General features: G+C 60.9%; 26 protein-coding genes. 19 read left to right on the top strand and 7 right to left on the bottom strand.

Going from position 1 to position 24,215, the window contains the following annotated elements; genetic code table 11:
- Positions 1-7 precede the first annotated feature (7 nt).
- Genes ACCD02_RS16275 through ACCD02_RS16230 form a run of 10 tightly spaced genes read left to right on the top strand, consistent with a single transcriptional unit; the run spans position 8 to position 8,791 of the window.
- Positions 8-1,297 (top strand): cobyrinate a,c-diamide synthase, encoded by a 1,290-nt coding sequence (locus ACCD02_RS16275; protein WP_413303657.1) that lies wholly within the window; start codon positions 8-10, stop codon positions 1,295-1,297.
- Entirely contained in the window at positions 1,294-1,944 is a 651-nt protein-coding gene (gene bluB / locus ACCD02_RS16270) for a 5,6-dimethylbenzimidazole synthase (protein WP_413303654.1), read from the top strand. Before ACCD02_RS16275 ends, bluB begins: the two co-directional genes overlap by 4 nt.
- A complete protein-coding gene (cbiB, locus tag ACCD02_RS16265; protein WP_413303651.1) occupies positions 1,941-2,849 on the top strand; it encodes an adenosylcobinamide-phosphate synthase CbiB in 909 nt (302 codons plus the stop codon). Before bluB ends, cbiB begins: the two co-directional genes overlap by 4 nt.
- Complete coding sequence (cobD, locus tag ACCD02_RS16260; RefSeq protein WP_413303649.1) at positions 2,842-3,858, top strand: threonine-phosphate decarboxylase CobD; 1,017 nt, start codon at positions 2,842-2,844, stop codon at positions 3,856-3,858. The genes cbiB and cobD overlap by 8 nt, the downstream gene beginning before the upstream one ends.
- On the top strand, positions 3,855-5,315 hold the full coding sequence (locus ACCD02_RS16255; RefSeq protein ID WP_413303646.1) for a cobyric acid synthase: 1,461 nt from the start codon (positions 3,855-3,857) through the stop codon (positions 5,313-5,315). Before cobD ends, ACCD02_RS16255 begins: the two co-directional genes overlap by 4 nt.
- Positions 5,315-5,839: a bifunctional adenosylcobinamide kinase/adenosylcobinamide-phosphate guanylyltransferase gene (gene cobU / locus ACCD02_RS16250; protein ID WP_413303644.1), complete on the top strand. Its 525-nt coding sequence runs from the start codon at positions 5,315-5,317 to the stop codon at positions 5,837-5,839. Before ACCD02_RS16255 ends, cobU begins: the two co-directional genes overlap by 1 nt.
- Positions 5,836-6,891 (top strand): nicotinate-nucleotide--dimethylbenzimidazole phosphoribosyltransferase, encoded by a 1,056-nt coding sequence (gene cobT, locus ACCD02_RS16245; protein ID WP_413303641.1) that lies wholly within the window; start codon positions 5,836-5,838, stop codon positions 6,889-6,891. Before cobU ends, cobT begins: the two co-directional genes overlap by 4 nt.
- Entirely contained in the window at positions 6,888-7,460 is a 573-nt protein-coding gene (gene cobC / locus ACCD02_RS16240) for an alpha-ribazole phosphatase family protein (RefSeq protein WP_413303638.1), read from the top strand. The genes cobT and cobC overlap by 4 nt, the downstream gene beginning before the upstream one ends.
- A gap of 2 nt (positions 7,461-7,462) precedes the next feature.
- A complete protein-coding gene (locus ACCD02_RS16235) occupies positions 7,463-8,194 on the top strand; it encodes an adenosylcobinamide-GDP ribazoletransferase (protein WP_413303808.1) in 732 nt (243 codons plus the stop codon).
- Between the two features lie 45 nt (positions 8,195-8,239).
- Complete coding sequence (locus ACCD02_RS16230) at positions 8,240-8,791, top strand: glutathione peroxidase (RefSeq protein WP_413303635.1); 552 nt, start codon at positions 8,240-8,242, stop codon at positions 8,789-8,791.
- 342 nt (positions 8,792-9,133) lie between these two features.
- Here the strand turns inward: ACCD02_RS16230 and ACCD02_RS16225 are convergent, their stop codons facing one another.
- The 4 genes from ACCD02_RS16225 to ACCD02_RS16210 all read right to left on the bottom strand — a co-directional run bounded on the left by ACCD02_RS16225 (position 9,134) and on the right by ACCD02_RS16210 (position 12,312).
- Positions 9,134-10,408, bottom strand: a complete 1,275-nt coding sequence (locus ACCD02_RS16225) for an OmpP1/FadL family transporter (protein WP_413303632.1) — start codon at positions 10,406-10,408, stop codon at positions 9,134-9,136.
- A 149-nt stretch (positions 10,409-10,557) separates the two neighbouring features.
- Positions 10,558-11,037, bottom strand: coding sequence for a hypothetical protein (locus ACCD02_RS16220; RefSeq protein WP_413303629.1), 480 nt, complete (start codon positions 11,035-11,037; stop codon positions 10,558-10,560).
- 277 nt (positions 11,038-11,314) lie between these two features.
- Positions 11,315-11,539 carry a hypothetical protein gene (locus ACCD02_RS16215; protein ID WP_259099319.1) on the bottom strand — a complete coding sequence of 75 codons (225 nt, stop codon included), beginning with the start codon at positions 11,537-11,539 and terminating at the stop codon, positions 11,315-11,317.
- A gap of 473 nt (positions 11,540-12,012) precedes the next feature.
- The gene (locus ACCD02_RS16210) at positions 12,013-12,312 is read right to left on the bottom strand and encodes a hypothetical protein (RefSeq protein ID WP_413303626.1); all 300 of its coding nucleotides are present in this window, start codon (positions 12,310-12,312) and stop codon (positions 12,013-12,015) included.
- A 539-nt stretch (positions 12,313-12,851) separates the two neighbouring features.
- On the opposite strand from ACCD02_RS16210, the gene rmuC reads away from it, so the two are divergent.
- Together rmuC and ACCD02_RS16200 are read left to right on the top strand one after the other, a co-directional pair.
- A complete protein-coding gene (gene rmuC / locus ACCD02_RS16205; RefSeq protein ID WP_413303624.1) occupies positions 12,852-14,324 on the top strand; it encodes a DNA recombination protein RmuC in 1,473 nt (490 codons plus the stop codon).
- A 270-nt stretch (positions 14,325-14,594) separates the two neighbouring features.
- On the top strand, positions 14,595-14,717 hold the full coding sequence (locus tag ACCD02_RS16200; RefSeq protein ID WP_413303622.1) for a PA1414 family protein: 123 nt from the start codon (positions 14,595-14,597) through the stop codon (positions 14,715-14,717).
- A gap of 3 nt (positions 14,718-14,720) precedes the next feature.
- Here ACCD02_RS16200 and ACCD02_RS16195 read toward each other — a convergent pair whose 3' ends face one another.
- Positions 14,721-15,068, bottom strand: a complete 348-nt coding sequence (locus tag ACCD02_RS16195; RefSeq protein ID WP_413303619.1) for a hypothetical protein — start codon at positions 15,066-15,068, stop codon at positions 14,721-14,723.
- Positions 15,069-15,301: 233 nt separating this feature from the next.
- Positions 15,302-16,252 (bottom strand): agmatinase, encoded by a 951-nt coding sequence (gene speB / locus ACCD02_RS16190; protein ID WP_413303616.1) that lies wholly within the window; start codon positions 16,250-16,252, stop codon positions 15,302-15,304.
- 195 nt (positions 16,253-16,447) lie between these two features.
- Here speB and ACCD02_RS16185 point away from each other — a divergent pair, with 195 nt between their 5' ends.
- Together ACCD02_RS16185 and ACCD02_RS16180 are read left to right on the top strand one after the other, a co-directional pair.
- Positions 16,448-17,341, top strand: coding sequence for a LysR family transcriptional regulator (locus ACCD02_RS16185; protein ID WP_413303614.1), 894 nt, complete (start codon positions 16,448-16,450; stop codon positions 17,339-17,341).
- An 11-nt stretch (positions 17,342-17,352) separates the two neighbouring features.
- On the top strand, positions 17,353-17,952 hold the full coding sequence (locus ACCD02_RS16180; protein WP_413303611.1) for a tRNA-uridine aminocarboxypropyltransferase: 600 nt from the start codon (positions 17,353-17,355) through the stop codon (positions 17,950-17,952).
- A gap of 132 nt (positions 17,953-18,084) precedes the next feature.
- Here ACCD02_RS16180 and ACCD02_RS16175 read toward each other — a convergent pair whose 3' ends face one another.
- Entirely contained in the window at positions 18,085-19,479 is a 1,395-nt protein-coding gene (locus ACCD02_RS16175) for a class II fumarate hydratase (RefSeq protein ID WP_413303608.1), read from the bottom strand.
- A gap of 173 nt (positions 19,480-19,652) precedes the next feature.
- Here ACCD02_RS16175 and ACCD02_RS16170 point away from each other — a divergent pair, with 173 nt between their 5' ends.
- From ACCD02_RS16170 to ACCD02_RS16150, 5 genes are all read left to right on the top strand, one after another.
- Entirely contained in the window at positions 19,653-20,177 is a 525-nt protein-coding gene (locus ACCD02_RS16170; protein WP_413303605.1) for a DUF2059 domain-containing protein, read from the top strand.
- 16 nt (positions 20,178-20,193) lie between these two features.
- On the top strand, positions 20,194-20,487 hold the full coding sequence (locus ACCD02_RS16165; RefSeq protein ID WP_413303602.1) for a BolA family protein: 294 nt from the start codon (positions 20,194-20,196) through the stop codon (positions 20,485-20,487).
- Positions 20,488-20,712: 225 nt separating this feature from the next.
- On the top strand, positions 20,713-21,663 hold the full coding sequence (locus tag ACCD02_RS16160) for a rhodanese-related sulfurtransferase (protein WP_413303599.1): 951 nt from the start codon (positions 20,713-20,715) through the stop codon (positions 21,661-21,663).
- 36 nt (positions 21,664-21,699) lie between these two features.
- The gene (locus ACCD02_RS16155) at positions 21,700-22,302 is read left to right on the top strand and encodes a DsbA family protein (protein WP_413303806.1); all 603 of its coding nucleotides are present in this window, start codon (positions 21,700-21,702) and stop codon (positions 22,300-22,302) included.
- 64 nt (positions 22,303-22,366) lie between these two features.
- Positions 22,367-24,106 (top strand): ABC transporter ATP-binding protein, encoded by a 1,740-nt coding sequence (locus ACCD02_RS16150; RefSeq protein WP_413303804.1) that lies wholly within the window; start codon positions 22,367-22,369, stop codon positions 24,104-24,106.
- Positions 24,107-24,215: the final 109 nt, after the last annotated feature.

The following is a 24,215-nucleotide window of genomic DNA, read 5'->3' as shown; positions in this document are numbered from 1 at the left end:
CAGCGTTATGAACCGGCAATGCCCGGCGGTGCTGATTGCTGCACCGGCCTCCGGCCAGGGCAAGACCACAGTAACCGCAGCCCTGGCGCGTCTGCATCGTAACCAGGGGCGCAAGGTCCGTGTGTTCAAATGCGGGCCGGACTTTCTCGATCCGATGATTCTCGAACGGGCCAGTGGCGCGCCGGTCTATCAGCTCGACCTGTGGATGGTCGGCGCCGAGGAAAGCCGTCGACTGCTGTGGGAAGCGGCGGGTGAGGCCGACCTGATTTTGATCGAAGGGGTGATGGGCTTGTTCGACGGCACGCCGTCCAGCGCCGATCTGGCCCGGCACTTTGGTGTGCCAGTGCTGGGGGTGATCGACGGCACCGCCATGGCCCAGACCTTTGGCGCCCTGGCCCTGGGGTTGGCGCGTTATCAGCCGGATCTGCCGTTCGCCGGGGTCCTGGCCAACCGAGTGGGTACGGTGCGTCATGCGCAATTGCTCGAAGGCAGCCTCACCGAAGGCCTGCGCTGGTATGGCGCCTTGTCCCGGGAAACCGGTATCGAATTGCCCAGTCGCCACCTTGGATTGGTCCAGGCCAGCGAATTGAATGACCTGGATGCGCGCCTCGATGCCGCCGCCGAAGCCTTGGCCAGTACCTGCGAAGTGGCCCTGCCGCCCGCGGTGACCTTTGCCGCGCCGCAAGCCACCGCAGTGGAGTCATGGCTGATGGGCGTGCGCATTGCTGTAGCACACGACGAAGCCTTCGCCTTTCTCTATGGCGCCAATCTGGATCTGCTGCGGGCCATGGGCGCCGAACTGCTGTTCTTCTCGCCGATTCGCGATCAGCAGTTGCCCGAAGCCGACAGTCTGTACCTGCCCGGCGGCTATCCGGAGCTGCATCACCTCACCCTGGGCGCCAATGCGCCGATGCTTGAGGCTATTCGCGCCCATCACGCTGCGGGCAAGCCGATGCTCGCCGAGTGCGGCGGGATGCTCTATCTGCTCGATGCCCTTACGGATGTCGAAGGCCAGCGCGCGGAACTGGTCGGCCTGCTGACCGGAGAGGCGGTGATGCAGAAGCGTCTGGCCGCCCTGGCCTTGCAGGCGGTGCAACTGCCGGAAGGACTGCTACGCGGACACACTTATCACCACTCCCTGACCAGCACCGAGTTGCAGCCGATTGCCCGTGGCGTCAGCCCCAATGGCGGGCGTGGTGCCGAGGCGGTTTATCGTCTGGGGCGCCTGACCGCGTCCTACGTGCACTTTTACTTTCCGTCCCATCCCCAGGCGGTTGCGGCGCTTTTGCGACCATGAGTGATCAGGCGTTCAGCCCCGAGGAACGGGCAGCGGTGTACCGCGCCATTGCCGAGCGACGCGACATGCGTCACTTCAGTGGCGGCACTGTGGCACCCGAGTTGCTTGGCCGTTTGCTGCAGGCGGCGCATCAGGCTCCCAGTGTCGGTCTGATGCAGCCGTGGCGCTTCATCCGCATCAGTGATCCCGAATTGCGGCGGCAGATGCAGGCTCAGGTCGAGGAGGAGCGGATTCGCACCGCCAAGGCCCTGGGCGAACGGGCCGATGACTTCATGAAGCTCAAGGTCGAAGGCATCAACGATTGCGCCGAGGTGCTGGTGGCGGCGCTGATGGATGGCCGCGAGCGTTATATCTTCGGGCGACGTACCTTGCCGGAAATGGACATGGCGTCCTTGTCCTGCGCGATCCAGAATCTCTGGCTCGCCGCCCGTGCCGAAGGCCTGGGCATGGGCTGGGTGTCGCTGTTCGATCCCGAGGCACTGGCGGCGCTGTTGAACATGCCCGCCGGGGCCAAGCCTTTGGCGATCCTGTGCCTGGGGCCGGTCAGCGAGTTTTACCCGGCACCGATGCTGGTGCTCGAAGGCTGGGCGCAGGAGCGTCCGCTCAGCGAGCTGTTATTTGAGAATCAATGGGGAGTAAGTCAATGAGTGTGGCGCTGCTGAGCGTCGCCGGGGTGGCGCTGGATGCGTTGCTCGGTGAGCCGAAACGGTCGCACCCGCTGGTAGCCTTCGGTCGTTTCGCCGAGCGTATTGAAAAGCGCTTCAATGCGGCCGGGCGTGGTTGGCGCAGCCATGGCGTCACCGCCTGGTTTATCGCTGTGGTACCCATCACCCTTCTGGCCACAGCCCTGAGTTGGTTGCCCTATATTGGCTGGCTGGTCGAGGTGCTGGCGCTGTATTGCGCCCTTGGTCTGCGCAGTCTTGGCGAACACGTCGAGCCGGTGGCGCAGGCCCTGCGCGCCAATGAGCTGGACAAGGCGCGGCAGCGGGTCGGTTATCTGGTCAGTCGCCAGACCGACGAACTGGACGCCACCGAGGTGGCCAGGGCGGCCACCGAGTCGGTTCTGGAAAACGGCAGCGATGCGGTATTTGCCGCAATTTTCTGGTTTGTCGTGGCCGGTGCGCCGGGTGTCGTGCTGTACCGCCTGTGCAATACCCTGGATGCCATGTGGGGTTATCGCAATGCGCGGTTCGAACGTTTCGGCTGGGCTGCGGCAAAAATCGACGACATCCTCAACTATATTCCTGCGCGTCTGGTGGCTTTGACCTACGCGCTGCTGGGCAAGACACGCCTGGCACTGCACTGCTGGAAAACTCAGGCACCGCTGTGGGACAGCCCTAATGCCGGGCCGGTGATGGCGGCGGGGGCGGGCGCGCTTGGCGTCGAGCTGGGCGGTGCTGCGATTTATCACGGCGAACTGCACCAGCGGCCGCAACTGGGGCGTGGCCGGGTGGCCAGTCCCGAGTCCATTGAGCGGGGCTTGCAGTTGGTGCAGCGCGGTGTCTGGCTGTGGTTGTTGATCTTATGCCTGGGAACGGAATTCTATGCTTGAGCACGGCGGGCGTCTGAGGGCAGCGGCGCAACACTACGGTATTGCACAGAACGATTGGCTGGATTTATCCACGGGGCTGGCGCCTTGGCCGTTCGAGGTTCCGCCGATTCCTCTGCGCGCCTGGGCGCGCCTGCCGGAGAATGATGACGGCCTGGAAGCCGCTGCTGCCGACTATTACGGCGCCTCAAAGGTGTTGCCGGTACCGGGCACCCAAGCGGCGATCCAGGCCCTGCCGCGTCTGCGGCGGGTGGGCAAGGTGGGTGTCTTGTCACCCTGTTATGCCGAGCATGCCGAGGCCTGGCGCAACGGTGGCTTTCTGGTCCGTGAACTGATGGAGGAAGAGGTCGATTACTTCATCGAGCATCTGGACGTGCTGGTGGTGGTCAACCCGAACAACCCCACCGGCTTGAAGCTGGCCCCGGCGCTGCTGCTGGAATGGCATTCCCGTCTGGCCGAACGTGGCGGCTGGCTGGTGGTGGACGAAGCCTTTATGGACGTTACCCCCGAATCGAGCCTGGTGGCCGAGGCTGATCGCAGCGGCTTGATTGTGCTGCGCTCCTTCGGCAAATTCTTTGGCCTGGCTGGAGTACGGCTGGGTTTTGTCATGGCCCAGGCCTCGTTGCTCAAGCAACTGGAGGTGCAGATCGGGCCTTGGGCGGTCAGCGGTCCGACCCGGGAGCTTGGACGGGTTTGCCTGGACGACCGCGCCGCCCAGTCGCAACAACGTCAGCGTTGCGAACAGGCCGGTACGCGTCTGTTCGAATTGCTGAGCCAGCACGGCCTGCAACCTCACGGCGGTTGCGCCTTGTTTCAATGGGTGCGTACACACCAGGCCAAGCCCCTGCATGAGTTCTGCGCCCGCCGCGGGATTCTGCTGCGGCTGTTTTCCTCGGGCGACAGCCATGCCCAACGGCATACCGACAGCCTGCGTTTTGGCCTGCCTGCCGATGAGCGCGACTGGCAGCGTATCGCCAGTGCCCTGACTGAATTCAACGGACGCTCTTCATGACCACTCTGATGGTGCAAGGCACCACTTCCGACGCTGGCAAAAGTACTCTGGTGACCGCCCTGTGTCGCTGGCTGACCCGCCAGGGCATTGCCGTGGTGCCGTTCAAGCCGCAGAACATGGCCCTGAACAGTGCGGTGACTGCTGACGGCGGTGAGATCGGTCGGGCCCAGGCCGTGCAGGCTCAGGCGTGCGGGCTGCAGCCTCACACTGATATGAACCCGGTGCTGCTCAAGCCCAATAGCGATACGGGCGCCCAGGTGATCATTCATGGCCGGGCAGTGACCACCATGAACGCGGTGGCCTATCACGGCTATAAAACCATCGCCATGGAGGCGGTGCTGCAGTCCCACGTGCGTTTGAGCGCGCAGTATCCGGTGATCATGGTCGAGGGTGCCGGGTCGCCGGCGGAGATCAATCTGCGCGCCAACGATATCGCCAATATGGGCTTTGCCGAGGCAGTGGACTGCCCGGTGATTCTGGTCGCCGATATCAATCGCGGCGGCGTGTTCGCCCATCTGGTCGGCACTCTGGAGTTGCTCGAGCCCAGCGAGCAGGCACGGGTCAAAGGCTTTGTGATCAACCGTTTTCGCGGTGATATCGCCTTACTGCAATCGGGTCTGGACTGGCTCGAGGCACGCACAGGCAAACCGGTGATCGGCGTACTGCCCTATGTCATGGACCTGCACCTGGAGGCCGAGGACGGTCTCGATCAGCGCCAGACCGACAAGGCCGAGCAGGTCCTCAATGTAGTCGTGCCAGTATTGCCACGCATCAGCAACCACACCGACTTCGATCCGTTGCGCCTGCACCCTCAGGTCAATCTGCAATTCATCGGTCCCGGCCAGGCGATTCCACCGGCCGACCTTATCATTCTGCCCGGCTCCAAGAGTGTGCGCAGCGACTTGGCCTATCTGCGCGCCAACGGCTGGGATGCGGCCATCAGCCGGCATCTGCGCTACGGCGGCAAGGTCCTGGGCATTTGCGGCGGCTTGCAGATGCTCGGTCAGCAGGTCCACGACCCGCTGGGTCTGGAAGGGGCGGCGGGTTCAAGTGCCGGGTTGGGCCTGCTCGATATGAGTACGGTGCTGGAGCAAGAGAAGCAACTGCGCAACGTCCGTGGCCATCTGCAACTGGAGGACGCCCAGGTCAGCGGCTACGAGATTCATGCCGGGGTCACCACCGGCAGCGCTCTGGAGCAGCCGGCGGTCTATCTCGACGATGGCCGCTGTGATGGAGCCCGGAGCGCCGATGGGCAGATCCTTGGCACCTACCTGCATGGCCTGTTCGAGACCCCGGCGTCCTGTACGGCGCTGCTGCGTTGGGCCGGCCTGCAGAATGTGCAGGCGGTGGATTATCACGCCCTGCGCGAGCGCGACATTGAACGCTTGGCGGATCTGGTGGAAAACCATCTCGATGGCCCGCTGCTGCGCCAGCTGTGCGGCCTGGAGCACAGTTGATGCTGCAACTGATCCTTGGCGGCGCCCGCTCGGGCAAGAGCCGCCTGGCCGAGCGCCTGGCCGCTGATTCGGGCCTGGAGGTCATCTATATTGCCACCAGCCAGCCCGTCGACGGCGAGCTGAACGAGCGTGTGCAGTTGCATCGCCAACGTCGTCCCGAACACTGGGGGCTGATTGAAGAACCGCTGCAACTGGCCCGAGTCCTGCGCGACAACGCTGAGGTCGGGCGCTGCCTGCTGGTGGACTGCCTGACTCTGTGGCTGACCAACCTGCTGATGCTCGAAGAGGATCCGCAGCGCCTGGCCCAAGAGCGTGACGCCCTGCTTGCCTGCCTGGCCGATCTGCCGGGCGAAATCATTTTTGTCAGCAACGAGACCGGGATGGGTATTGTGCCCCTCGGTGAACTGACCCGCCGTTACGTCGACGAGGCGGGCGGGTTGCACCAGGCCCTGGCCGAGCGCTGCGGGCGCGTGGTCCTGACCGTTGCCGGCCTGCCTCTGACTTTGAAAGGAACTGCGATATGACTGACTCCTGGTGGCTCAAGCCTGCCCAGGCGCTGAATGTGCCGATGCGCGAAGCCGCGCTGGCCCGTCAGCAGCAATTGACCAAACCAACCGGCTCCCTCGGTCAGCTCGAGCGAGTGGCAGTGCAACTGGCCGGTTTGCAAGGTCGGGAAAAGCCTGCGGTGGATAAGTGCTGGATCGCGATTTTCGCTGGCGACCATGGTGTGGTTGCCGAAGGCGTGTCGGCTTATCCCCAGGAAGTTACCGGGCAGATGCTGCACAACTTCATCATGGGCGGGGCGGCCATCAGCGTCCTGGCCAAACAGTTGTCGGCGCAGTTGGATGTGGTCGATCTCGGCACCGTCTCGCCACTCAATCTGCCGGGTGTGCGCCATCTGAACATTGGTGCTGGCACGGCCAACTTTGCCCAGGCCCCGGCGATGACCGTCGAGCAGGGGCTGCTGGCGTTGGCGGGCGGACGGGATAGCGTGCTGCGCGCCAGGGCGGCGGGCAGCGAGCTGTTTATCGGCGGCGAGATGGGCATCGGCAATACCGCCTCGGCCAGCGCCGTTGCCTGCTCCTTGCTGGAATGCGCCGCGCCTTTGCTGGTCGGTCCGGGCACCGGGCTGAATGCCGAGGGTATCCGCCACAAGACCGCGGTGATTGAGCGCGCTCTGGCGTTGCACGCCGAGCAGGCTGCCGGTGATCCGCTGCAAAGCCTGTGGTGCCTGGGAGGTTTCGAAATCGCGGCACTGGTAGGCGCCTATCTGGCCTGCGCGCAGGAAGGCATTGCGGCGTTGGTCGATGGCTTTATTTGCAGCGTCGCCGCGCTGGTGGCAGTACGCCTGAATCCTTCCTGCCGCGAGTGGTTGCTGTTTGGCCATCGCGGTGCCGAGCCAGGGCACCGACATCTGCTGGAAACCCTGCAGGCCGAGCCGCTGATCGACCTCGGCCTGCGTCTGGGCGAGGGCAGCGGTGCGGCCCTGGCGGTGCCGTTGGTGCAGATGGCCTGTGCCCTGCACAACAATATGGCGACGTTTGCTGAAGCGGCAGTGGCGGACCGCCCGGCATGACCTTGTGTCTGGACCTGTTGCGCCATGGTGAAACCGAGTTGGGTGGCGGCATGCGCGGCAGCCTCGATGACGCCCTGACCGCCACCGGCTGGGCGCAGATGCAGGCCGCCGTGGCCCAGGCAGGGCCGTGGGATCGTATCGTCAGTTCGCCGTTGCAGCGCTGTGCACGGTTCGCCGAACAACTGGCTGCACAGTTGGACTTGCCCCTGCGACTGGAGGCTGATGTGCAGGAGCTGCATTTCGGCGACTGGGAAGGGCGTAGCGCCGCGCAACTGATGGAGACCGATGCCGAGGGGTTGGGGCTGTTCTGGGCCGATCCCTATGCCTTCACGCCGGCCAATGGCGAGCCGGTGACGGCTTTTTCGACACGGGTGCTGGGGGCTGTAGAGCGCCTGTATCAGGCCTGTGACGGCGAGCGAGTGCTGCTGGTCTGTCATGGCGGTGTGATGCGATTGCTGTTGGCGCAGGCCCGGGGATTGCCTCGTGAGCAGCTGTTGCAGGTCAGCGTCGGCCATGGCGCGCTGCTACCGCTGCGGGTCGACAGCGGCTGTGTCTTGATCGAGGGCTGATGATGTTGCCGTTCTGGATTGCCCTGCAGTTTCTCAGCAGCCTGCCGATTCGCCTGCCGGGCATGCCATCGTCCCAGGCCATGGGGCGTTCGTTGTTGTTCTACCCGGCCGTGGGCTTGCTGTTTGGCGTCCTTTTGCTGCTGTTGAACGGATTGTTGAGTCATACCCCTGGGCTTCTCCACGCGGCCTTGCTGTTGAGTGCCTGGGTGCTGCTCAGTGGCGGCCTGCACCTGGATGGTCTGGCCGACAGCGCCGATGCCTGGCTTGGTGGCTTCGGCGACCGCGAACGCACCCTGAGCATCATGAAGGACCCACGCAGCGGGCCGATTGCCGTGGTTACCCTGATCCTCGTGCTGCTGCTCAAGTTCGCCGCCATCTTTGCCCTGATCGACAGTGGGCGCAGCATCGCCCTGTTATTGGCGCCGGTCATCGCTCGCGGTGCCATGCTCGGGTTGTTCCTCAATACGCCTTACGTGCGCAAGGGCGGGCTGGGACAGGCCCTGGCTGATCATCTGCCGCGTTCTCAGGGGCGGCAGGTGCTGCTGGCTTGCGCGGTCGGCTGTGTACTGATTGCAGGCCTGTCAGGGCTGTTTGCTTTACTGCTGGCTGCGGTTGGCTTCTTCTGGCTGCGCCAGCTGATGCTGCGGCGCCTGGGCGGTACGACCGGCGATACGGCGGGCGCTTTGCTGGAGTTGTTGGAAGTATTGGTTCTGGTGGGGCTGGCGTTGCTCTGAGGGCCAGCGTAGCGTGTCGCTCAGAAGTGAGCCTTGGAGGCCATCATGATCATTCGCTGGATTTCCCTGCCTGTTCTGTTGCTTGCCCTGAGTGGCACGGCCCTGGCCGCTGACTGCCCGGAGTTGCTCCAGGGCGAACTGCCCAAGCTGCGCGCCAAGGAAAATATCGACCTGTGCAAGCGTTTTGCCGGCAAGCCCATGCTGATCGTCAATACCGCCAGCTTTTGCGGGTTCGCCCCACAATTCAAAGGTCTAGAAGCCCTGAACAAACAGTACAAGGGGCGCGGCCTGGAAGTGCTGGGCGTGCCGTCCGATGACTTCAGGCAGGAGTCCAAAGATGGCGAAGAGACTGCCAAGGTCTGCTACGTAAACTACGGCGTGACGTTCACCATGACCGAGCCACAGCCGGTGCGGGGCGCAGATGCGACCCATCTGTTCAAGGTCCTGGCCGAGCAGAGCAGTGCACCGAAATGGAATTTCTATAAGTACGTCGTGGATCGCCAGGGCAAGGTGATTGCCAGTTTTTCCAGTATGACCAAGCCGGATGATCCGCAGTTGATCGAGGCACTGGAAAAGGCGATTGCGTCGAAGCCCTGACGGCTGGAGTGAATTGTGTAGGGGACGAACCATGGGAACGAATTCATTGGCTCTGTCTGCATTAAGTGTTGCGTACGAGGTATCGCGAATTATGTGGGAGCGGATTCATCCGCGAAAATGTCGTGATTGTGCACACTTCTTCGCGGATAAATCCGCTCCCACAACATCTACACCTCGTTAGAACCGATGGCGATGCAGCGGCCTGAATCGGCCAGGTAAATCACTGGCCGCAACACCTGACGCAGACAGAGCGAATGAATTCGTACACAGGGTTGCCCCACATTCGGCCCATGAAAAAGCCCCGAAAATCGGGGCTTTTTCATGCTCGGGAACGGCCAGCTATCAGAAGCGATAGGTAATCGAAGTACCGAAACCGTTGGCACTGTTGCGGAAGTCCGCGCTGTACGAGCCTTTGGTCGCGCTGGAGTCGCGGATCTTGGCTTCGTCTTCACGCAGGTACGAATACGCTACGTCGATGGTCAGGTCGTCGGTCGGGCTCCAGCCAGCGCCAAAGCTGATGGCCTTGCGGTCACCGGTTGGGATACGTGGCGAACGGTTGACGTTGTTGGTCGGTGCCTGGTCGACCGAGAAGCCGGTACGCAGGACCCACTGCTTGTTCACCTGATAAGACGCGCCGATGGCGTGTGCCCAGGTGTTGTGCCAGTTCTGTTCTTCGGTGATGGTGCCGATCGGACCGGCAGAGCCGCCGAGCTGTGCCGGAACGCCGCTGTTGGTGACGGTAATGTCTTTCAGGCGGCTCCAGCGAGTCCAGGTGCTACCGGCATAGACGGTCCACTTGTCATCGATCTTCTGGGTGATGGACATGTCCACCGACTCAGGCGTGTCCAGATCCAGGTTGGCATCGTACTTCTGGCCGTTGAATGGTCCGAAACCTACGCCCTGGATTTTGGTCTTGCCATCGAGCTTGAAGTCGATTTTCGAGTGGTAGGTCAGACCCAGACGCGTAGTGTCGGTGGCCTGGACCAGGATACCGGCGTTGAAGCCCACAGCGGTGTCATCACCGGTGATCTTGACCTTGCCATCGTTGCGGCCCGGCGTTGCTGCAGTCAGTGTTTCCGAGGTCAGGGTACCTTCGATACGGTTGAAGGTCGGGCCGAAGCCGATGGACACTTTATCGTTGAAGGCATAGCTGACGGTCGGCTGGAAGGTCATGACCTCAACGTGACTTTTGTCGGCGAAGTAACGGCCGGCAAAGCCGTTTTCGTAGTTGGTTACCAGACCGAACGGGGCGTAGAAGCCGACACCGAATGCCCAGTGCTCATCGATTGGCTTGACGTAGTAACCCATGGGCACGGCGACGACCGGCACCATATCGCCGTCGTTGCTGCCGCCGAAAGTACCGCGACCATTGTGGATATCGGTCTTGGCGTCGATTACGGCGGCGCCGACGCTGACTTCCTGACGTTTCAGACGGGACATGCCGGCAGGGTTGCCATAGACAGTGGTGGCATCGTCAGCGCTGGAGGAGCGGCCCGCGAAACCGGTCCCCATACCGCTGATGCTTTGTTCGTTGATGGCAAAACCGGCGGAGAAGGCTTGGGAGCAGGCTACGGACACGGCGATGCTGAGTGTGGTCTTGAGTATTACTTTTTTCATTATTAGAACTCCTTGTTGATCACCGCGCGGAAATTACCAACATTTTTCCGGTTGCGCCATAGCGTGAATTGCCCGAGTTAGAGCGGTTTTGTAGGACAATTTTGCCAAAACGCGGCGAACGCCAGCAAATGCGTAAATTGACTGGACAGTCAGGCCGCAAGGAGTAACGGAGCAACACAAATTTGCCAGGCTGCGGTGAAGTCGCGAAGGCGTCCCTGGGGCTGGAAAACCTGGCGCCATAAGCGAGCCATGCCGAGCAGGTCGTCTTCGCACGGCAGGATGGCGCCTTGGGCTTGAACCATCATCCAGGCGATAGCGGTGGAGTAACGCAGGTTGACGGTGAGTTCCAGATGCGGGCCATCGAGGAACGCATGCTGGCTGGCCAGGCCTCGAACCCGGCTGGCCAGCTCCGGGTCCAGCGCCAGGTAGTCATCCCAGAGTTGCCGATGGCGGCGTTCCGGAATGCTGTACAGGCCGTGGCCGCGGCGGCTGTCCAGAGCCGCACCAAGAGCGGACTGGCTGGCGGCGACACCCAGCAGGAAAGACTCGGCAGAAGGTGTGTGATGGCCCAGGTACTCAAGCGTAGGGCGGATCACGTAACGACACAGTTCGCTGGCAGCAATTCCCATAATACAGCCTGCTCGAAGGTAATGGCCGACGGACCCCAACGCATTGGCAGCGGATGGATCGGACAGGGTCCGCCGGAAGCAGCCTGGGCTGCTTGAGTTGAAGTGTAGTGTCATATTTCGAGTGTAAAGGGCTGTTTTTAAAATATTTCTCGAGATGTAGGGCGCGACATATAGCGGTCGGTGATTAGGTCCGTTTTTTATGTAGGAAAAATCCGGGCAATAAAAAGCCCCGCTGATTTTGTCAGCAGGGCTTGCGCGTAGCCTGAATCCGCGTCTGTCAGGCGGTCAAGGCCTGGCGCGTACGCTCGATCACGGCCTGCAGCGGCTCGGCGCTGGAGTATTGATCGGGGTACAGGCGCTCGCTATGACGGGCAATGCCGTGCTCATTGACGAGGGTGAAGCTGAAGCAGCCTTTGCGAGCGGCCATGATCAGGCAGTTCATCGGTGCGAAGGCGTGGGTGAGGGTGCGAATGGCGGCCTCGGTGTGGATATGAGTAGTCATGGTCAAGGTGTTTCCTAAAACGACACGGAACAATACCGTGCAACAATAAACGTCCCAGTAAACGCGGGCCTGTACCTGGGTAACCGAGGCATGGCGGGGCGAAGAACCTGACTGGAACAAAAGCAGACAGTTGAAGCGCGCGTTATCGTATGGCGCCTGGTCTGACTGGTAGGTACTTAGGAGGGCAGGCATCACAGCGGGAGCGAAGGTTCGACGCTCGGGGTGAAGTTCCTGATCAATTGCAGGCTGGTTCTATCAGGCCATGCTTGATTTGCCGCAGTCTTCCGATGAGTAAGGAAGCTACTGGGCAGTGTGCATGTCTGGAAACCATCGAGGTGGTCGATCCCTTTTAGCCCAAGGCTTTGATGCCTGTGGATGGGACTTTTCGACCAGAATTGACTTTCAGCTTGGTACTAACGAAGGCAATGATAATGGATCGGGCGGTTAAAGGGAAGGGCTGGTTCATAAGAAAGTCAAGAGAAGCTCCGATAAATCAGTACGGTCATTGCTGCGACCAGAGACCAGCCCATCAGGTAGGCGGGTATGGTCATGCGCCAGGAACGTCGTTGCTCGATCAGACGCATGATGTCGCCCTCACGGTTGATCCTGCCTTCGCTGAGATCGACGCTGATTATCAGCGCCATTAACGTCGCCGACAACAGGATGGTCACGGCGAAAATCGCACCATCGGGACTGGGCAGTTTCAGGCTGATCCCCATCACGACGACACAGACAAGCACTAACAACAGGGCAAAGGCCACGATGTCTCTCATGGATACGGTGATCCGCCAATGGGCTAATGGAGCATTTTGGCTGCCCGGGGTCTGATTGGCCAGTCGTCCGGTTGATGTTCAGTCACCCAGATAGAGGTTCGAGGGCGACCGATTTTTTTCAGCATGAGCCCCAAAGCCCTGGCCTGATTGCGATTGAGTCGCGTCCTGGGTGATTTTTGTCGTTGTTTTTACCGCTCTTATAGCTGTGGGGAATTGACTTGTGCACATTAGCCGGACAAGCTGCCATGTCACTGTCATATACGGCTCTAAGAGCTTGATTTATGGTGGTGAATTATTAAGTCAATGAAAAACATCGCTTTTTTGCATTGGTGAAAAAATCGTCAGTTTGAACGCAGGCCCCATTCTACGTGCGTTTGCGCGGGTTAAAGGGGGGTTGTCCACTGAGTTATCCACAGCTTCTGTGGATTGTCCCGCGCGCTTGCTCTAGCCCGCGCCTGCCAGTCTGTTACTTATCCCTTCTTCTGGTTATTTTGCGTCGCATAATGCCGCGAGCATGAATTCGATCATCTGGAGTTTCTATGGCACTGGATCTGACCAGTCTGTTGTTGGGGCTGGCCGCCGCAGCCCTGCCTTTATTGTTGCTGGCCTGGCAACTGCAACGTCGCCTGGTGCAGCGCCAGGCCGAATCGGCCCTGCTCGACGAACGCTTGAGCACAGCACGCATGGCTCAGGATGGTCTCAATGCCCAGCTCGATGCCAGTCGCGATGAAATCAGTGACTTGAGCCAGGCCAACAGCGCCAGGCTGGCGGAGCTGGCAGCACTGCGTCGTGAGGTAGAGTTGCAGCGCCAGGCCCACGATGATTCCCGGGACGCCCTGGGCAGCCTGCATGCCGAGCGGGTTGCCAAGGATGCCGAGCTACGCCGTCTGGATGCCCGCTGCGCTTCCCTGGCTGCCGAGTTGCGCGAACAGCAGGAAAGCCATCAGCAACGACTGACGGATCTGCAGGGCTCGCGTGACGAACTGCGTGCCCAGTTCGCCGAGCTGGCGGGCAAGATCTTCGATGAGCGTGAGCAGCGTTTTGCCGAAACCAGCCAGCAACAGTTGGGGCAACTGCTCAATCCACTCAAGGAGCGCATCCAGTCATTCGAAAAGCGCGTCGAAGAGAGTTATCAGCAGGAAGCCCGTGAGCGGTTCTCGCTCGGCAAGGAACTGGAGCGCCTGCAACAGCTGAACCAGCGACTGAGCGACGAGGCAACCAACCTGACCCGTGCCCTTAAAGGCCAAAAGACTCAGGGTAACTGGGGTGAACTGATCCTTGAGCGGGTGCTGGAGCACGCCGGGCTGGAGAAGGGCCGGGAGTACCAGACTCAAGTCAGTCTGCAAGGGCCCGATGGCGAGCGCTTCCAACCGGATGTGCTGATCATGCTGCCGGGCGACAAACAGGTGGTGGTGGATGCCAAGGTCAGCCTGACGGCTTACCAGCAATATGTCTCGACGGATGACACGGCGCTGGCCCAGGCAGCCCTGAAGCAGCATGTACTGTCGTTGCGCAATCATGTCAAAGGCTTGTCCGGCAAGGATTACAAGCGTCTGGAAGGCCTGCATAGCCTGGATTTCGTCCTGCTCTTCGTGCCCATTGAAGCCGCATTCTCGGCCGCCCTGCAGGCTGAGCCGACGCTGTTTCAGGAGGCTTATGACCGCAGCATTGTGATTGTCAGTCCGACCACGTTGCTCGCGACCTTGCGAGTGATCGACAGCCTCTGGAAACAGGAGCGCCAAAGCCAGAACGCCAGGGAAATCGCCGAGCGTGCCGGCTGGCTCTACGACAAATTCGTGCTGTTTATCCAGGACCTTGACGAAGTGGGCAATCGCCTTCAGCAACTGGACAAGGCTTACGCCGCAGCACGCAACAAACTGACGGACGGGCGCGGCAACCTGGTCAGCCGCAGTGAGCAGCTCAAGCTGCTGGGCGCCCGTGCCAGCAAAAGCCTGCCGACCGAGTTGCTGGAGCGCGCCTTGAGCGATGATGATGGCAATCAGCCGTTGTAACGAATTCACTTCAAGAACACGCGTTGCCGGCCTGGTTTTAGCCCCTGCGGTCGGTAACTGATTCGCGTTGTCGACAGGCATTATCAATGCGTCGTACAAAAATGTGCCGTTGGTCGCGTGATCACTCCCTGGCAGTCTGCAAGCTGTCACATTAAGGCATGAAATATTTTCCCGCGACGTCTGGTAGCAGGCGTAAAGTGCGGGATAGCACTATGATGTCCAAGGCAGGATTTTGATGGTGATGTCCGTGTATTTCCCCAAGGGGGCCTTATGAACGACAAATTGCAAGAGTGGCTTCATGATCTGGGTGTTGCCCTGGGCTTGATCGAACGACCCAAGCTGCAACCGATTCCAGTGCGCACCGATGATGATCGACGTCGCCAGCGTCGTTGACCCTTATCTACCCTTCCTCGCGCGCCGTTTTGATTTCCTGACGGTGCGTGTCTGTTCCTCATGCTCGCCTGCATGACGGTATTGCACAGGCTTTTCTTCTCGCCGCATCAGCACGATCAGGTCCACCAGTGCGGGTAATGTCACGTGATCGGGGGCGTCGCTGGCGCGTTTGCGTATTGCATCGGGAAAGGTAAAGCCGAACTCGTTGCCCAGTCCGAGCAGAAATTTTTCCACATCTTCGTCGTCCAGAGCCAGATCCTTGAAGGTTGAATCTTCATGGATGGCGCTCTTGTCGATCAGAATGATGCCCAGTGTGTCGAGCACCCTCTGTTTGATCTCCTCGCGGTTCATGCAAACCCCGGTCATGGCTATTGCGCAGGCTGGCCCTACTGCCTAAAAACGGAGGGAGAGATAATCAAGATTAGTTCAAGCTGTTGTCTGAAGCGCGCGCAGGCGCTGGACGGAGGTAAGCCCATTTGGTGTGGGACCGGCTTTAGCCGAGAGGGCAATATGACAATCGACAAATGTGTCGATCATAATTACGTCTTCCTGGCTAAAGCCGGTCCCCGGGTGGTTCCGGATAGTTAACGGTGCGCAACACCCGGCAAAACACAGAGCATTTCATACAGCAGATTGGCCCCCAGCAGCGAAGTGTTGCCGGTGGTGTCGTAAGGTGGCGACACCTCCACCAGGTCGCAGCCGATCAGGTCCAGGCCTTGGCAGCCGCGGATGATCTCGATGGCCTGAATGGTGGTCAGGCCGCCGATTTCCGGGGTGCCTGTGCCCGGCGCCCAGGCCGGGTCGATACCGTCGATGTCAAAGCTCAGGTACACCGGGCCGCCGCCGACTTTTTCGCGCACTTCTGCCATCAAGGGGGCTAGGGATTTGTGCCAGCACTCTTCGGCCTGGACCACGCGGAAACCCTGCTTGCGGCTCCAGTTGAAGTCCTCGGCGGTATAACCCTGCGCGCGCAGGCCGATCTGTACCACGCGGTCGCAATCGAGCAGACCTTCTTCCACGGCGCGGCGGAAAGTGGTGCCATGGGCGATTTTCTCGCCGAACATGTGATCGTTGACGTCAGCGTGGGCATCGATATGCACCAGCCCAACCTTGCCGTGTTTCTTGTGGATGGCGCGCAGGATCGGCAAGGTGATGGTGTGGTCGCCGCCCAGGGTCATGGGAATGACACCATGCTCGAGGATCTCGTCGTAGGCTTCTTCGATGATGCGTACGGCATCCAGCAAATTGAAGGTATTGATTGCCACGTCACCGATATCGGCCACCGACAGGGAGTCGAAAGGCGCGGCACCGGTGGCCATGTTGTAGGGGCGGATCATTACGGACTCGGCGCGAATTTCCCGCGGGCCGAAGCGGGTGCCGGCGCGCAGCGAGGTACCGATGTCCAGCGGCACACCGACAAAGGCGGCGTCCAGGCCTGCTGCGGTCTGCAGGTGGGGCAGGCGCATCATGGTGGCGATACCGGCGAAGCGCGGCATTTCATTGCCGCCCAGTGGTTGGTGAAAAATCTTGTCCACGGGATTGCCTCAGCATGGTTTGGATGGAGGCGATTCTGCGAAGCGAGAGGCCGGGAGGGAATCCCGGGGAGCAAATAATCAGTTTAGAAATTTCTGAACTGATGCCGGGCGGACGATAGCGCTCAAGGGGATTGTGGTTAGAATGGGCGCTGTTCTCAGCCTCATATTTGTCGCTCCCGACCTTGCAGGACCTCCATGGCCAGTGCTCTACCCGATCTGAAATTGCTGCGCATCTTTGTCAGCGTGGTCCGTCATCAGGGGTTCGCCAGTGCCCAGCAGGAGCTCAACCTGTCGACCTCGGCCATCAGTACCTACATGAGCCAGCTAGAGGCGGCCCTGGGTATTGTCCTGTGTCATCGCGGCCGTGGCGGCTTCAGTCTGACCAGCAAGGGCGAGCTGTTTCATCAGGAAACCCTGCGCCTGTTGGGTGAACTGGAAGGTTTCGAATTGTATGCGGCGGCCCTCAAGGGTGAACTGCGCGGCACCCTGAACCTCGGTGTGCTCGATTCCACCGTGAGTGATCGGGCCTTGCCTTTTGCCGAGGTCATTGGCGCCTACAGCGAAGAGCACCCGGCGGTGCATTTGCACTTGTCGGTGATGAGCCCGTATGAGCTGCAACTGGGCGTGCTCGACAATCGCCTGGACCTGGCCATCGGTTCGTTTTCCACGCGCATGAACGGCCTGGTGTATCAGCCGTTGTATCGCGAGCAGCACTGGCTGTATTGCAGTAATCGCCATCCCCTGTTCAACGAGCGGCGCATTCCCGAGCCGCTGATCGCCCAGCAGCGCATGGTCGGCCGTGGCTATTGGAGCCAGGCGGAGCTGGCGCGCCACGGCTTCAAGCACAGCGCCGCCACGGTGGAGAGTATGGAAGCGCAGCTGATTCTGGTGCTGTCCGGGGCCTATATCGGTTATCTGCCGGAGCATTACGCGCAGGCCTGGGTCGACTCCGGCCATCTGCGCGTATTGCTGCCTGCGACCTTTGGTTATCAGGCGCCGTTTTCCATGATCGTGCGCCGTGGCCGCAGTCGCGAACCGTTGATCCAGACGTTCCGCGACCTGCTCAAAGCGCAGCTCAATCCGGTCTGAGGAAGGTCTCGATGTCCCGCCCCCGTTGTGAACGTTGTCTGCGCCCGCTAAGCCTTTGCCTGTGTGCACTGATCCCCAGCCTGGATAGCCGCACTCGCGTGTTGGTGTTGCAGCATCCGAGTGAAGTCAATCACGCCCTCAATACCGCGCGTCTGGCGACACTGGGGTTGCGTAATGCGCAGTTGCAAGTGGGGGAGGTATTCGAGGATCTGCCGCAACTGCTCAATCAGCCGGGTTATCAGGCGCGCTTGCTGTTTCCCGGAGAGCAGGCACACCCCTTGATCGCCGAGACGGCTGAAAGCCAGCCCACCTTATTGGTGGTTCCCGATGGCACCTGGCGCAAGGCGCGCAAGCTGCTGCACTGCAATCCGCTGCTGGCAGCGCTGCCACGGGTCACGCTGGGGGAAGTTGGGGCATCACGCTACCGTCTTCGCAAGGCGCCGGATGCCGAGGCACTGTCGACGCTGGAAGCTATCGTTCACGCCTTGCAGACGTTGGAGGCGCCGACGTCATTTGTCGCGTTACTGCGGCCTTTCGATGCGTTGATCGAGGGCCAGATTGCGGCGATGGGTCAGGATACCTATAGCCGTAATCATGCTCAAAAGCGTTGATGCGACAGCCTGTGGGACCGACTTGAGCCGGGAAGGCTCAGGCATGATCGATACATCTCTATCGCCTGTAATATCGCCTTCCCGGCTCAAGCCGGTCCCACATTTGCCCGATGTTGCCTGGGTGGGTAGGGGTCAGCCGTTGCTGCCGGCTTCCAGCATATTCTCCGGACGTACCCACTCATCGAACTGCGCATCGGTCAGCAGGCCCAGTTGCAGGGCTGCCTCACGCAAGGTCAGGCCTTCGCTGTAGGCTTTCTTGGCGATCTGGGCTGATTTGTCGTAACCGATATGCGGGTTGAGTGCGGTCACCAGCATCAGGCCGCGCTCAAGGTGCTCGGCCATCTTGCCGGCATCCGGCTCCATGCCCGCGACGCAATGTTCGTTGAAGTTGCTGCAGCCGTCGCCGAGCAGGCGGATCGATTGCAGCAGGTTGTGGATGATCACCGGCTTGTACACGTTCAGTTGCAGGTGGCCCTGGCTGGCGGCAAAACCGATGGTGACGTCGTTGCCCATGACCTGCAGGGCCAGCATCGACAGGGCTTCGCATTGGGTCGGGTTGACCTTGCCAGGCATGATCGAACTGCCGGGTTCGTTGGCAGGCAGTTTGACCTCGGCCAGACCGGCACGCGGGCCGGAGCCCAGCAGGCGCAGGTCGTTGGCGATCTTCATCAGGGTCGTGGCCAGGGTTTTCAGGGCGCCGGACAGGGCGGCAATCGGCTCATGACCGGCCAGGGCGGCGAATTTGTTCGGCGCAGTGACGAACGGCAGCCCAGACAGCGCGGCCAGCTCGGCGGCGATGGCTTCGGCAAAGCCCTTGGGCGAGTTCAGCCCGGTACCGACGGCGGTGCCGCCCTGGGCCAGTTCATAAATGGCTGGCAGGGTGGCGCGGATGGCCTTGTCGGCGTATTCGAGCTGGGCGACAAAGCCCGAGAGCTCCTGGCCGAAGGTGATCGGCGTAGCATCCATCATGTGGGTGCGGCCGGTCTTGACCAGTTTCATGTGGCGCGCCGACTGCTCGGCAAGACCGCTGGACAGCTCGGCAATGGCTGGCAGCAGGTGGCTGGTCACCGCCTGGGCGGCAGCGATATGCATGGCGGTAGGGAAGCAGTCGTTGGAGCTCTGGGAGCGGTTGACGTGGTCGTTCGGGTGCACCGGCGACTTGCCGCCGCGACTCTGGCCAGCCAGTTCATTGGCGCGGCCGGCGATCACTTCGTTGACGTTCATGTTGCTCTGGGTACCGCTGCCGGTCTGCCAGACCACCAGGGGGAATTGTGCGTCGAGCTGGCCACTGAGGACTTCATCGGCGGCCTGTTCGACCAGGCGGGCGATTTCCGCAGGCAAGTCGCCATTGCGGTTATTGACCCGTGCCGCGGCCTTCTTGATCAGCGCCAGGGCGTGCAGCACCGGCACCGGCATATGTTCCTGACCAATGGCGAAGTTGATAAGCGAGCGTTGGGTCTGGGCCCCCCAATAGGCGTCCTCGGGGACATCGATCGGACCAATGCTGTCTGTTTCAATGCGGCTCACTGGATTCACTCCTGAAAAGTTGAACGTGCAGTTTAGGCGTTCTTGAGCGGTTTGGGTTCAATTTTGAGAATGATTTGCAACACCGATTAGGCCGGGGGGTTGAGCGGGTCAGGCTCATGGGCGCAGAATGGTCGGCCTTGGGGTAATGCCTCGCCTGCTATAAAGGAAACTCGATGACCCGTCTTCGTGCTATTTGTGCTGCGGTGGTTCTGGCCTGTGCCAGCGGCCAGGTTCTTGCCGATGCTGCCAGCCAAAATGCCAATGCCGAAACATTCCTCAAGTTGGTGCACGCCGACAAACTGGCCACCCCGGCCTACATGCAAGTGCAGCAGATGTTCGCCCAGCGTTTCGCCGAAGCCAACGGTACTGAAGCGAAAAAGGCCGTGCTGGAAACCTACCAGGCCAAGGCCAGTGCCGCTCTGGACCAAGCCATCGGCTGGGACAAGCTCAAGCCTGACATGGTCAAACTCTACGCCTCTGCATTCAGCGAAAGCGAGCTGAAAGATCTGGTGGCGTTCTACCAGTCGCCGCTGGGCCAGAAAGTCCTGGCGACCTCGCCGGTACTGGGTCAGAAATCGATCCAGATGACCCAGGAAAAACTCCAGGTTGCCGGCCCCGTGGTCGACAAGCTGCTGGACGATATGACCGCCCAGCTCAAGCCTGCTGCCGCACCTGCCAAGGCCACCAAGAAGCCCTGATTGAGCGAAACCTGTCATGACCATGCAAACGCGTATCGAGTCGGCTCTTGCCGTGTTCCAACCGGTTTACCTGCATGTGCTCGACGAGAGCCACATGCACAGCCGTGGCGAGCAGACCCATTACAAGGCGACCGTTGTCAGCGAACAGTTCGAGGGGCTCAGCTCCGTCAAGCGCCACCAGAAGGTCTACGGCCTGCTCGGTGGGCTGATGGGCGAGTTCCACGCGCTGGCGCTGCACACCTATACGCCTGAAGAGTGGGCGAAGATCGGTGCGGCCCCGGCTTCACCGACCTGTGCCGGAGGGCACTGATCCTGACAACTGATGAATGACGCTTCGTGGGACCTGTTTCAGCCGGGAAAGCGCGTTGCTGGCTGAAGCAGGTCCCACGGGTTGCATTTGTCAGAGACAGCATGGTGTCAGGGACATCGCCAATTTTGCTAGAATGCTCAACGCGCCGTGACCCGGCGCGTTTTTTATTGGCTTTTTTTTTCGATCCGGTAGGCCCTTTGCGAGGGTCACCACCTGGAGTTTTACATGTCCGAAGCACCCGTCACGGCGCCGATCGTGGTTGCCGCGTTGTACAAATTCGTCACCCTCCCAGACTACGTTGAGCTGCGCGAGCCGCTGTTGCAGGCCATGGTCGACAACGGCATCAAGGGCACCCTGCTGATCGCCGAAGAAGGCATCAATGGTACGGTTTCCGGCAGCCGCGAAGGCATTGATGGCCTGCTGGCCTGGTTGAAGCTGGATCCGCGCATGGTCGATATCGATCACAAGGAATCCTATTGCGACGAGCAGCCGTTCTATCGGACCAAGGTCAAACTGAAGAAAGAAATCGTTACCCTGGGCGTGCCCGGCGTCGATCCGAACAAGGCCGTGGGCACCTATGTCGAGCCCAAGGACTGGAATGCCCTGATCACCGACCCTGAAGTACTGCTGATCGACACCCGTAACGACTACGAAGTGTCCATCGGCACCTTCGAAGGCGCCATCGACCCCAAGACCACCAGCTTCCGCGAGTTCCCGGAGTACATCAAAGCCCACTTCGACCCGGCCGTGCACAAGAAGGTGGCGATGTTCTGCACGGGCGGCATCCGCTGCGAGAAGGCCTCCAGCTATATGCTCGGCGAAGGTTTCGAGGAGGTCTATCACCTCAAGGGTGGAATTCTCAAATACCTGGAAGAAGTGCCCGAGCAAGACAGCCAATGGCGCGGCGACTGTTTCGTTTTCGATAATCGCGTTACCGTGCGTCACGATCTCAGTGAAGGCGACTACGATCAGTGTCACGCCTGCCGCACCCCGATCAGTGCCGAAGAGCGCGCCAGCGAGCACTATTCGCCCGGTATCAGTTGCCCGCACTGCTGGAACAGCCTGAGCGAAAAGACCCGCCGCAGTGCCATCGACCGGCAGAAGCAGATCGAACTGGCCAAGGCCCGCAACCAGCCCCATCCGATCGGCTATAACTACCGTCAAAACGAGGCCTGAGCCATGCCCGACCGCCTGCTTTATATAATGGACCCGATGTGTTCATGGTGCTGGGGGTTCGCGCCAGTCGCCGAAGCCCTGGTGCAGCAGGCGCGGGCGGCGGGCTTTCCGCTGCATCTGGTCATGGGCGGTTTGCGCACCGGTAGCGGCGCGTCACTGGATTCGTCGACGCGGCGCTATATCCTCAATCATTGGCAGGCCGTGCATGAAGCCACTGGCCAGCCGTTCCGCTTCGACGACGCGTTGCCCGATGGTTTCGTTTATGACACCGAGCCGGCCTGTCGTGCCGTGGTCACCGCGCGTTCCTTCGATGAGGACATCGCCTGGGCGCTGGTCAAACGGATTCAGGAAGCGTTTTACCGTGAAGGTCGCGACGTGACCCAGGCTTCGATCCTCGCCGAACTGGCGGAACAGGCCGGTCTGCCCCGCATCGAATTCGCCGAAGCCTTCGACAGTGCCACACAGTTGACGGACACCGCAGCGGATTTCGCCTGGGTTCAGGATCTGGGCATCGCCGGTTTCCCGACCCTGCTGGCCGAGCGCAATGGTCAGCTGGCGTTACTGACCAATGGCTATCAGCCGTTGGATGAACTGTCGCCGCTGCTCGGGCGCTGGCTGGAGCGCGCCGTCAGTGCCTGATGGATCGATCCCGCCTACGCCACCTCGCGACCGCCTGAACTGGGCGCAGATTCGCCAGTTGGTCATGCGCCACAAGAAGGCTCTATGGATCGCCAATGGTGTGGCGGTACTGGGCACCCTGTGCAGCGTACCGATCCCGTTGCTGCTGCCGTTGCTGGTGGATGAAGTGCTGTTGGGCCACGGCGACTCGGCCCTGCGTTTCATGAATCACCTGTTGCCTGACAGCCTGCAGAAGGCCGCAGGCTATATCGGCCTGATGCTGCTGTTCACCTTTTGCCTGCGCCTCAGTGCCCTGGTATTCAACGTGGTCCAGGCGCGGCTTTTTGCACGGCTGGCCAAGGACATCGTCTATCGCATCCGCCTGCGCCTGATCGAGCGCCTCAAGCGCATTTCCCTGGGCGAATATGAAAGCCTGGGCAGCGGCACGGTGAGCGCGCACCTGGTCACCGATCTCGATACCCTCGACAAATTCATCGGTGAAACCCTCAGCCGTTTCCTGGTCGCCATGCTGACCCTGACCGGCACTGCGGCGATCCTGATCTTCATGCACTGGCAACTGGCGCTGCTGATCCTGTTGTTCAATCCGCTGGTGATCTACGCCACGGTGCAACTGGGCAAGCGGGTCAAGCACCTGAAGAAACTGGAGAACGACAGCACGTCACGCTTCACCCAGGCCCTGACCGAGACTCTGGAAGCGATTCAGGAAGTGCGCGCGGGCAATCGACAGGGGTTCTTCCTCGGCAGGCTCGGCCTGCGGGCCAGGGACGTGCGCGATTACGCCGTGGCCTCGCAGTGGAAGAGCGATGCGTCGAGTCGTGCCAGTGGCTTGTTGTTCCAGTTTGGCATCGATATCTTCCGCGCCGTGGCGATGCTCACGGTGCTGTTTTCCGACCTGTCCATCGGCCAGATGCTGGCGGTGTTCAGCTACCTGTGGTTCATGATTGGCCCGGTCGAGCAACTGCTTAACCTGCAATACGCCTATTACGCCGCAGGTGGCGCCCTGAGCCGGATCAACGAGTTGCTGGCCCGGGAGGACGAGCCGCAGTATGTCGGCGGGGCGGATCCATTCACCGGCCATACCACCGTAGGTATCGATATTCGCGAGCTGAGCTTCGCCTATGGTGAGGTGCAGGTACTTGATCAACTGAACCTGTCCATTGCTCCCGGTGAAAAAGTCGCCATTGTCGGCGCCAGCGGCGGCGGCAAGAGTACTCTGGTTCAACTGTTGCTGGGGCTGTACACGGCCCAGTCCGGGACCATCCGCTTCGGCGGCGAGACCCAGCAAGACATCGGCCTGGAAACCATTCGCGACAACGTTGCCGTGGTCCTGCAGCACCCGGCGCTGTTCAACGACAGCGTGCGCGCCAACCTGACCATGGGCCGCGAGCGCAGTGATGAAGCCTGCTGGCGGGCGCTGGAAATTGCCCAGCTGGAGGCGACCATTCGCGCCTTGCCCGAGGGTCTGGACAGCATCGTCGGGCGTTCCGGCGTGCGCCTGTCGGGTGGACAGCGTCAGCGCCTGGCGATTGCCCGGATGGTATTGGCCGAGCCTAAAGTGGTGATCCTCGACGAAGCCACCTCAGCCCTGGATGCAGCCACCGAATACAACCTGCATCAAGCCCTGGCGCGTTTCCTCAGTGCCCGTACGACCCTGATCATCGCCCACCGTTTGTCGGCAGTGAAGCAGGCCGATCGTGTGCTGGTATTCGATGGTGGGCGCATCGCCGAGCAAGGCGGTCATCAGCAACTGATTGCCGATGGCGGGCTCTATGCCAAGCTTTATGGGCATTTGCAGCAAATCTGACCTGCGCTCGAGCCATTGAATAGCAATCTCACGTCTGCACGGTCACGGCTGTCTGCCCGGACAGTGTTTCAATTTTGACAAAAACGACCCTCCACTTCGCGCAATTGTC

This window comes from Pseudomonas sp. Pseusp88 (assembly GCF_047303955.1).
In the GTDB taxonomy this organism is placed as follows: Bacteria; Pseudomonadota; Gammaproteobacteria; order Pseudomonadales; family Pseudomonadaceae; genus Aquipseudomonas.
This window is presented reverse-complemented; position numbering and strand designations above follow the sequence as displayed.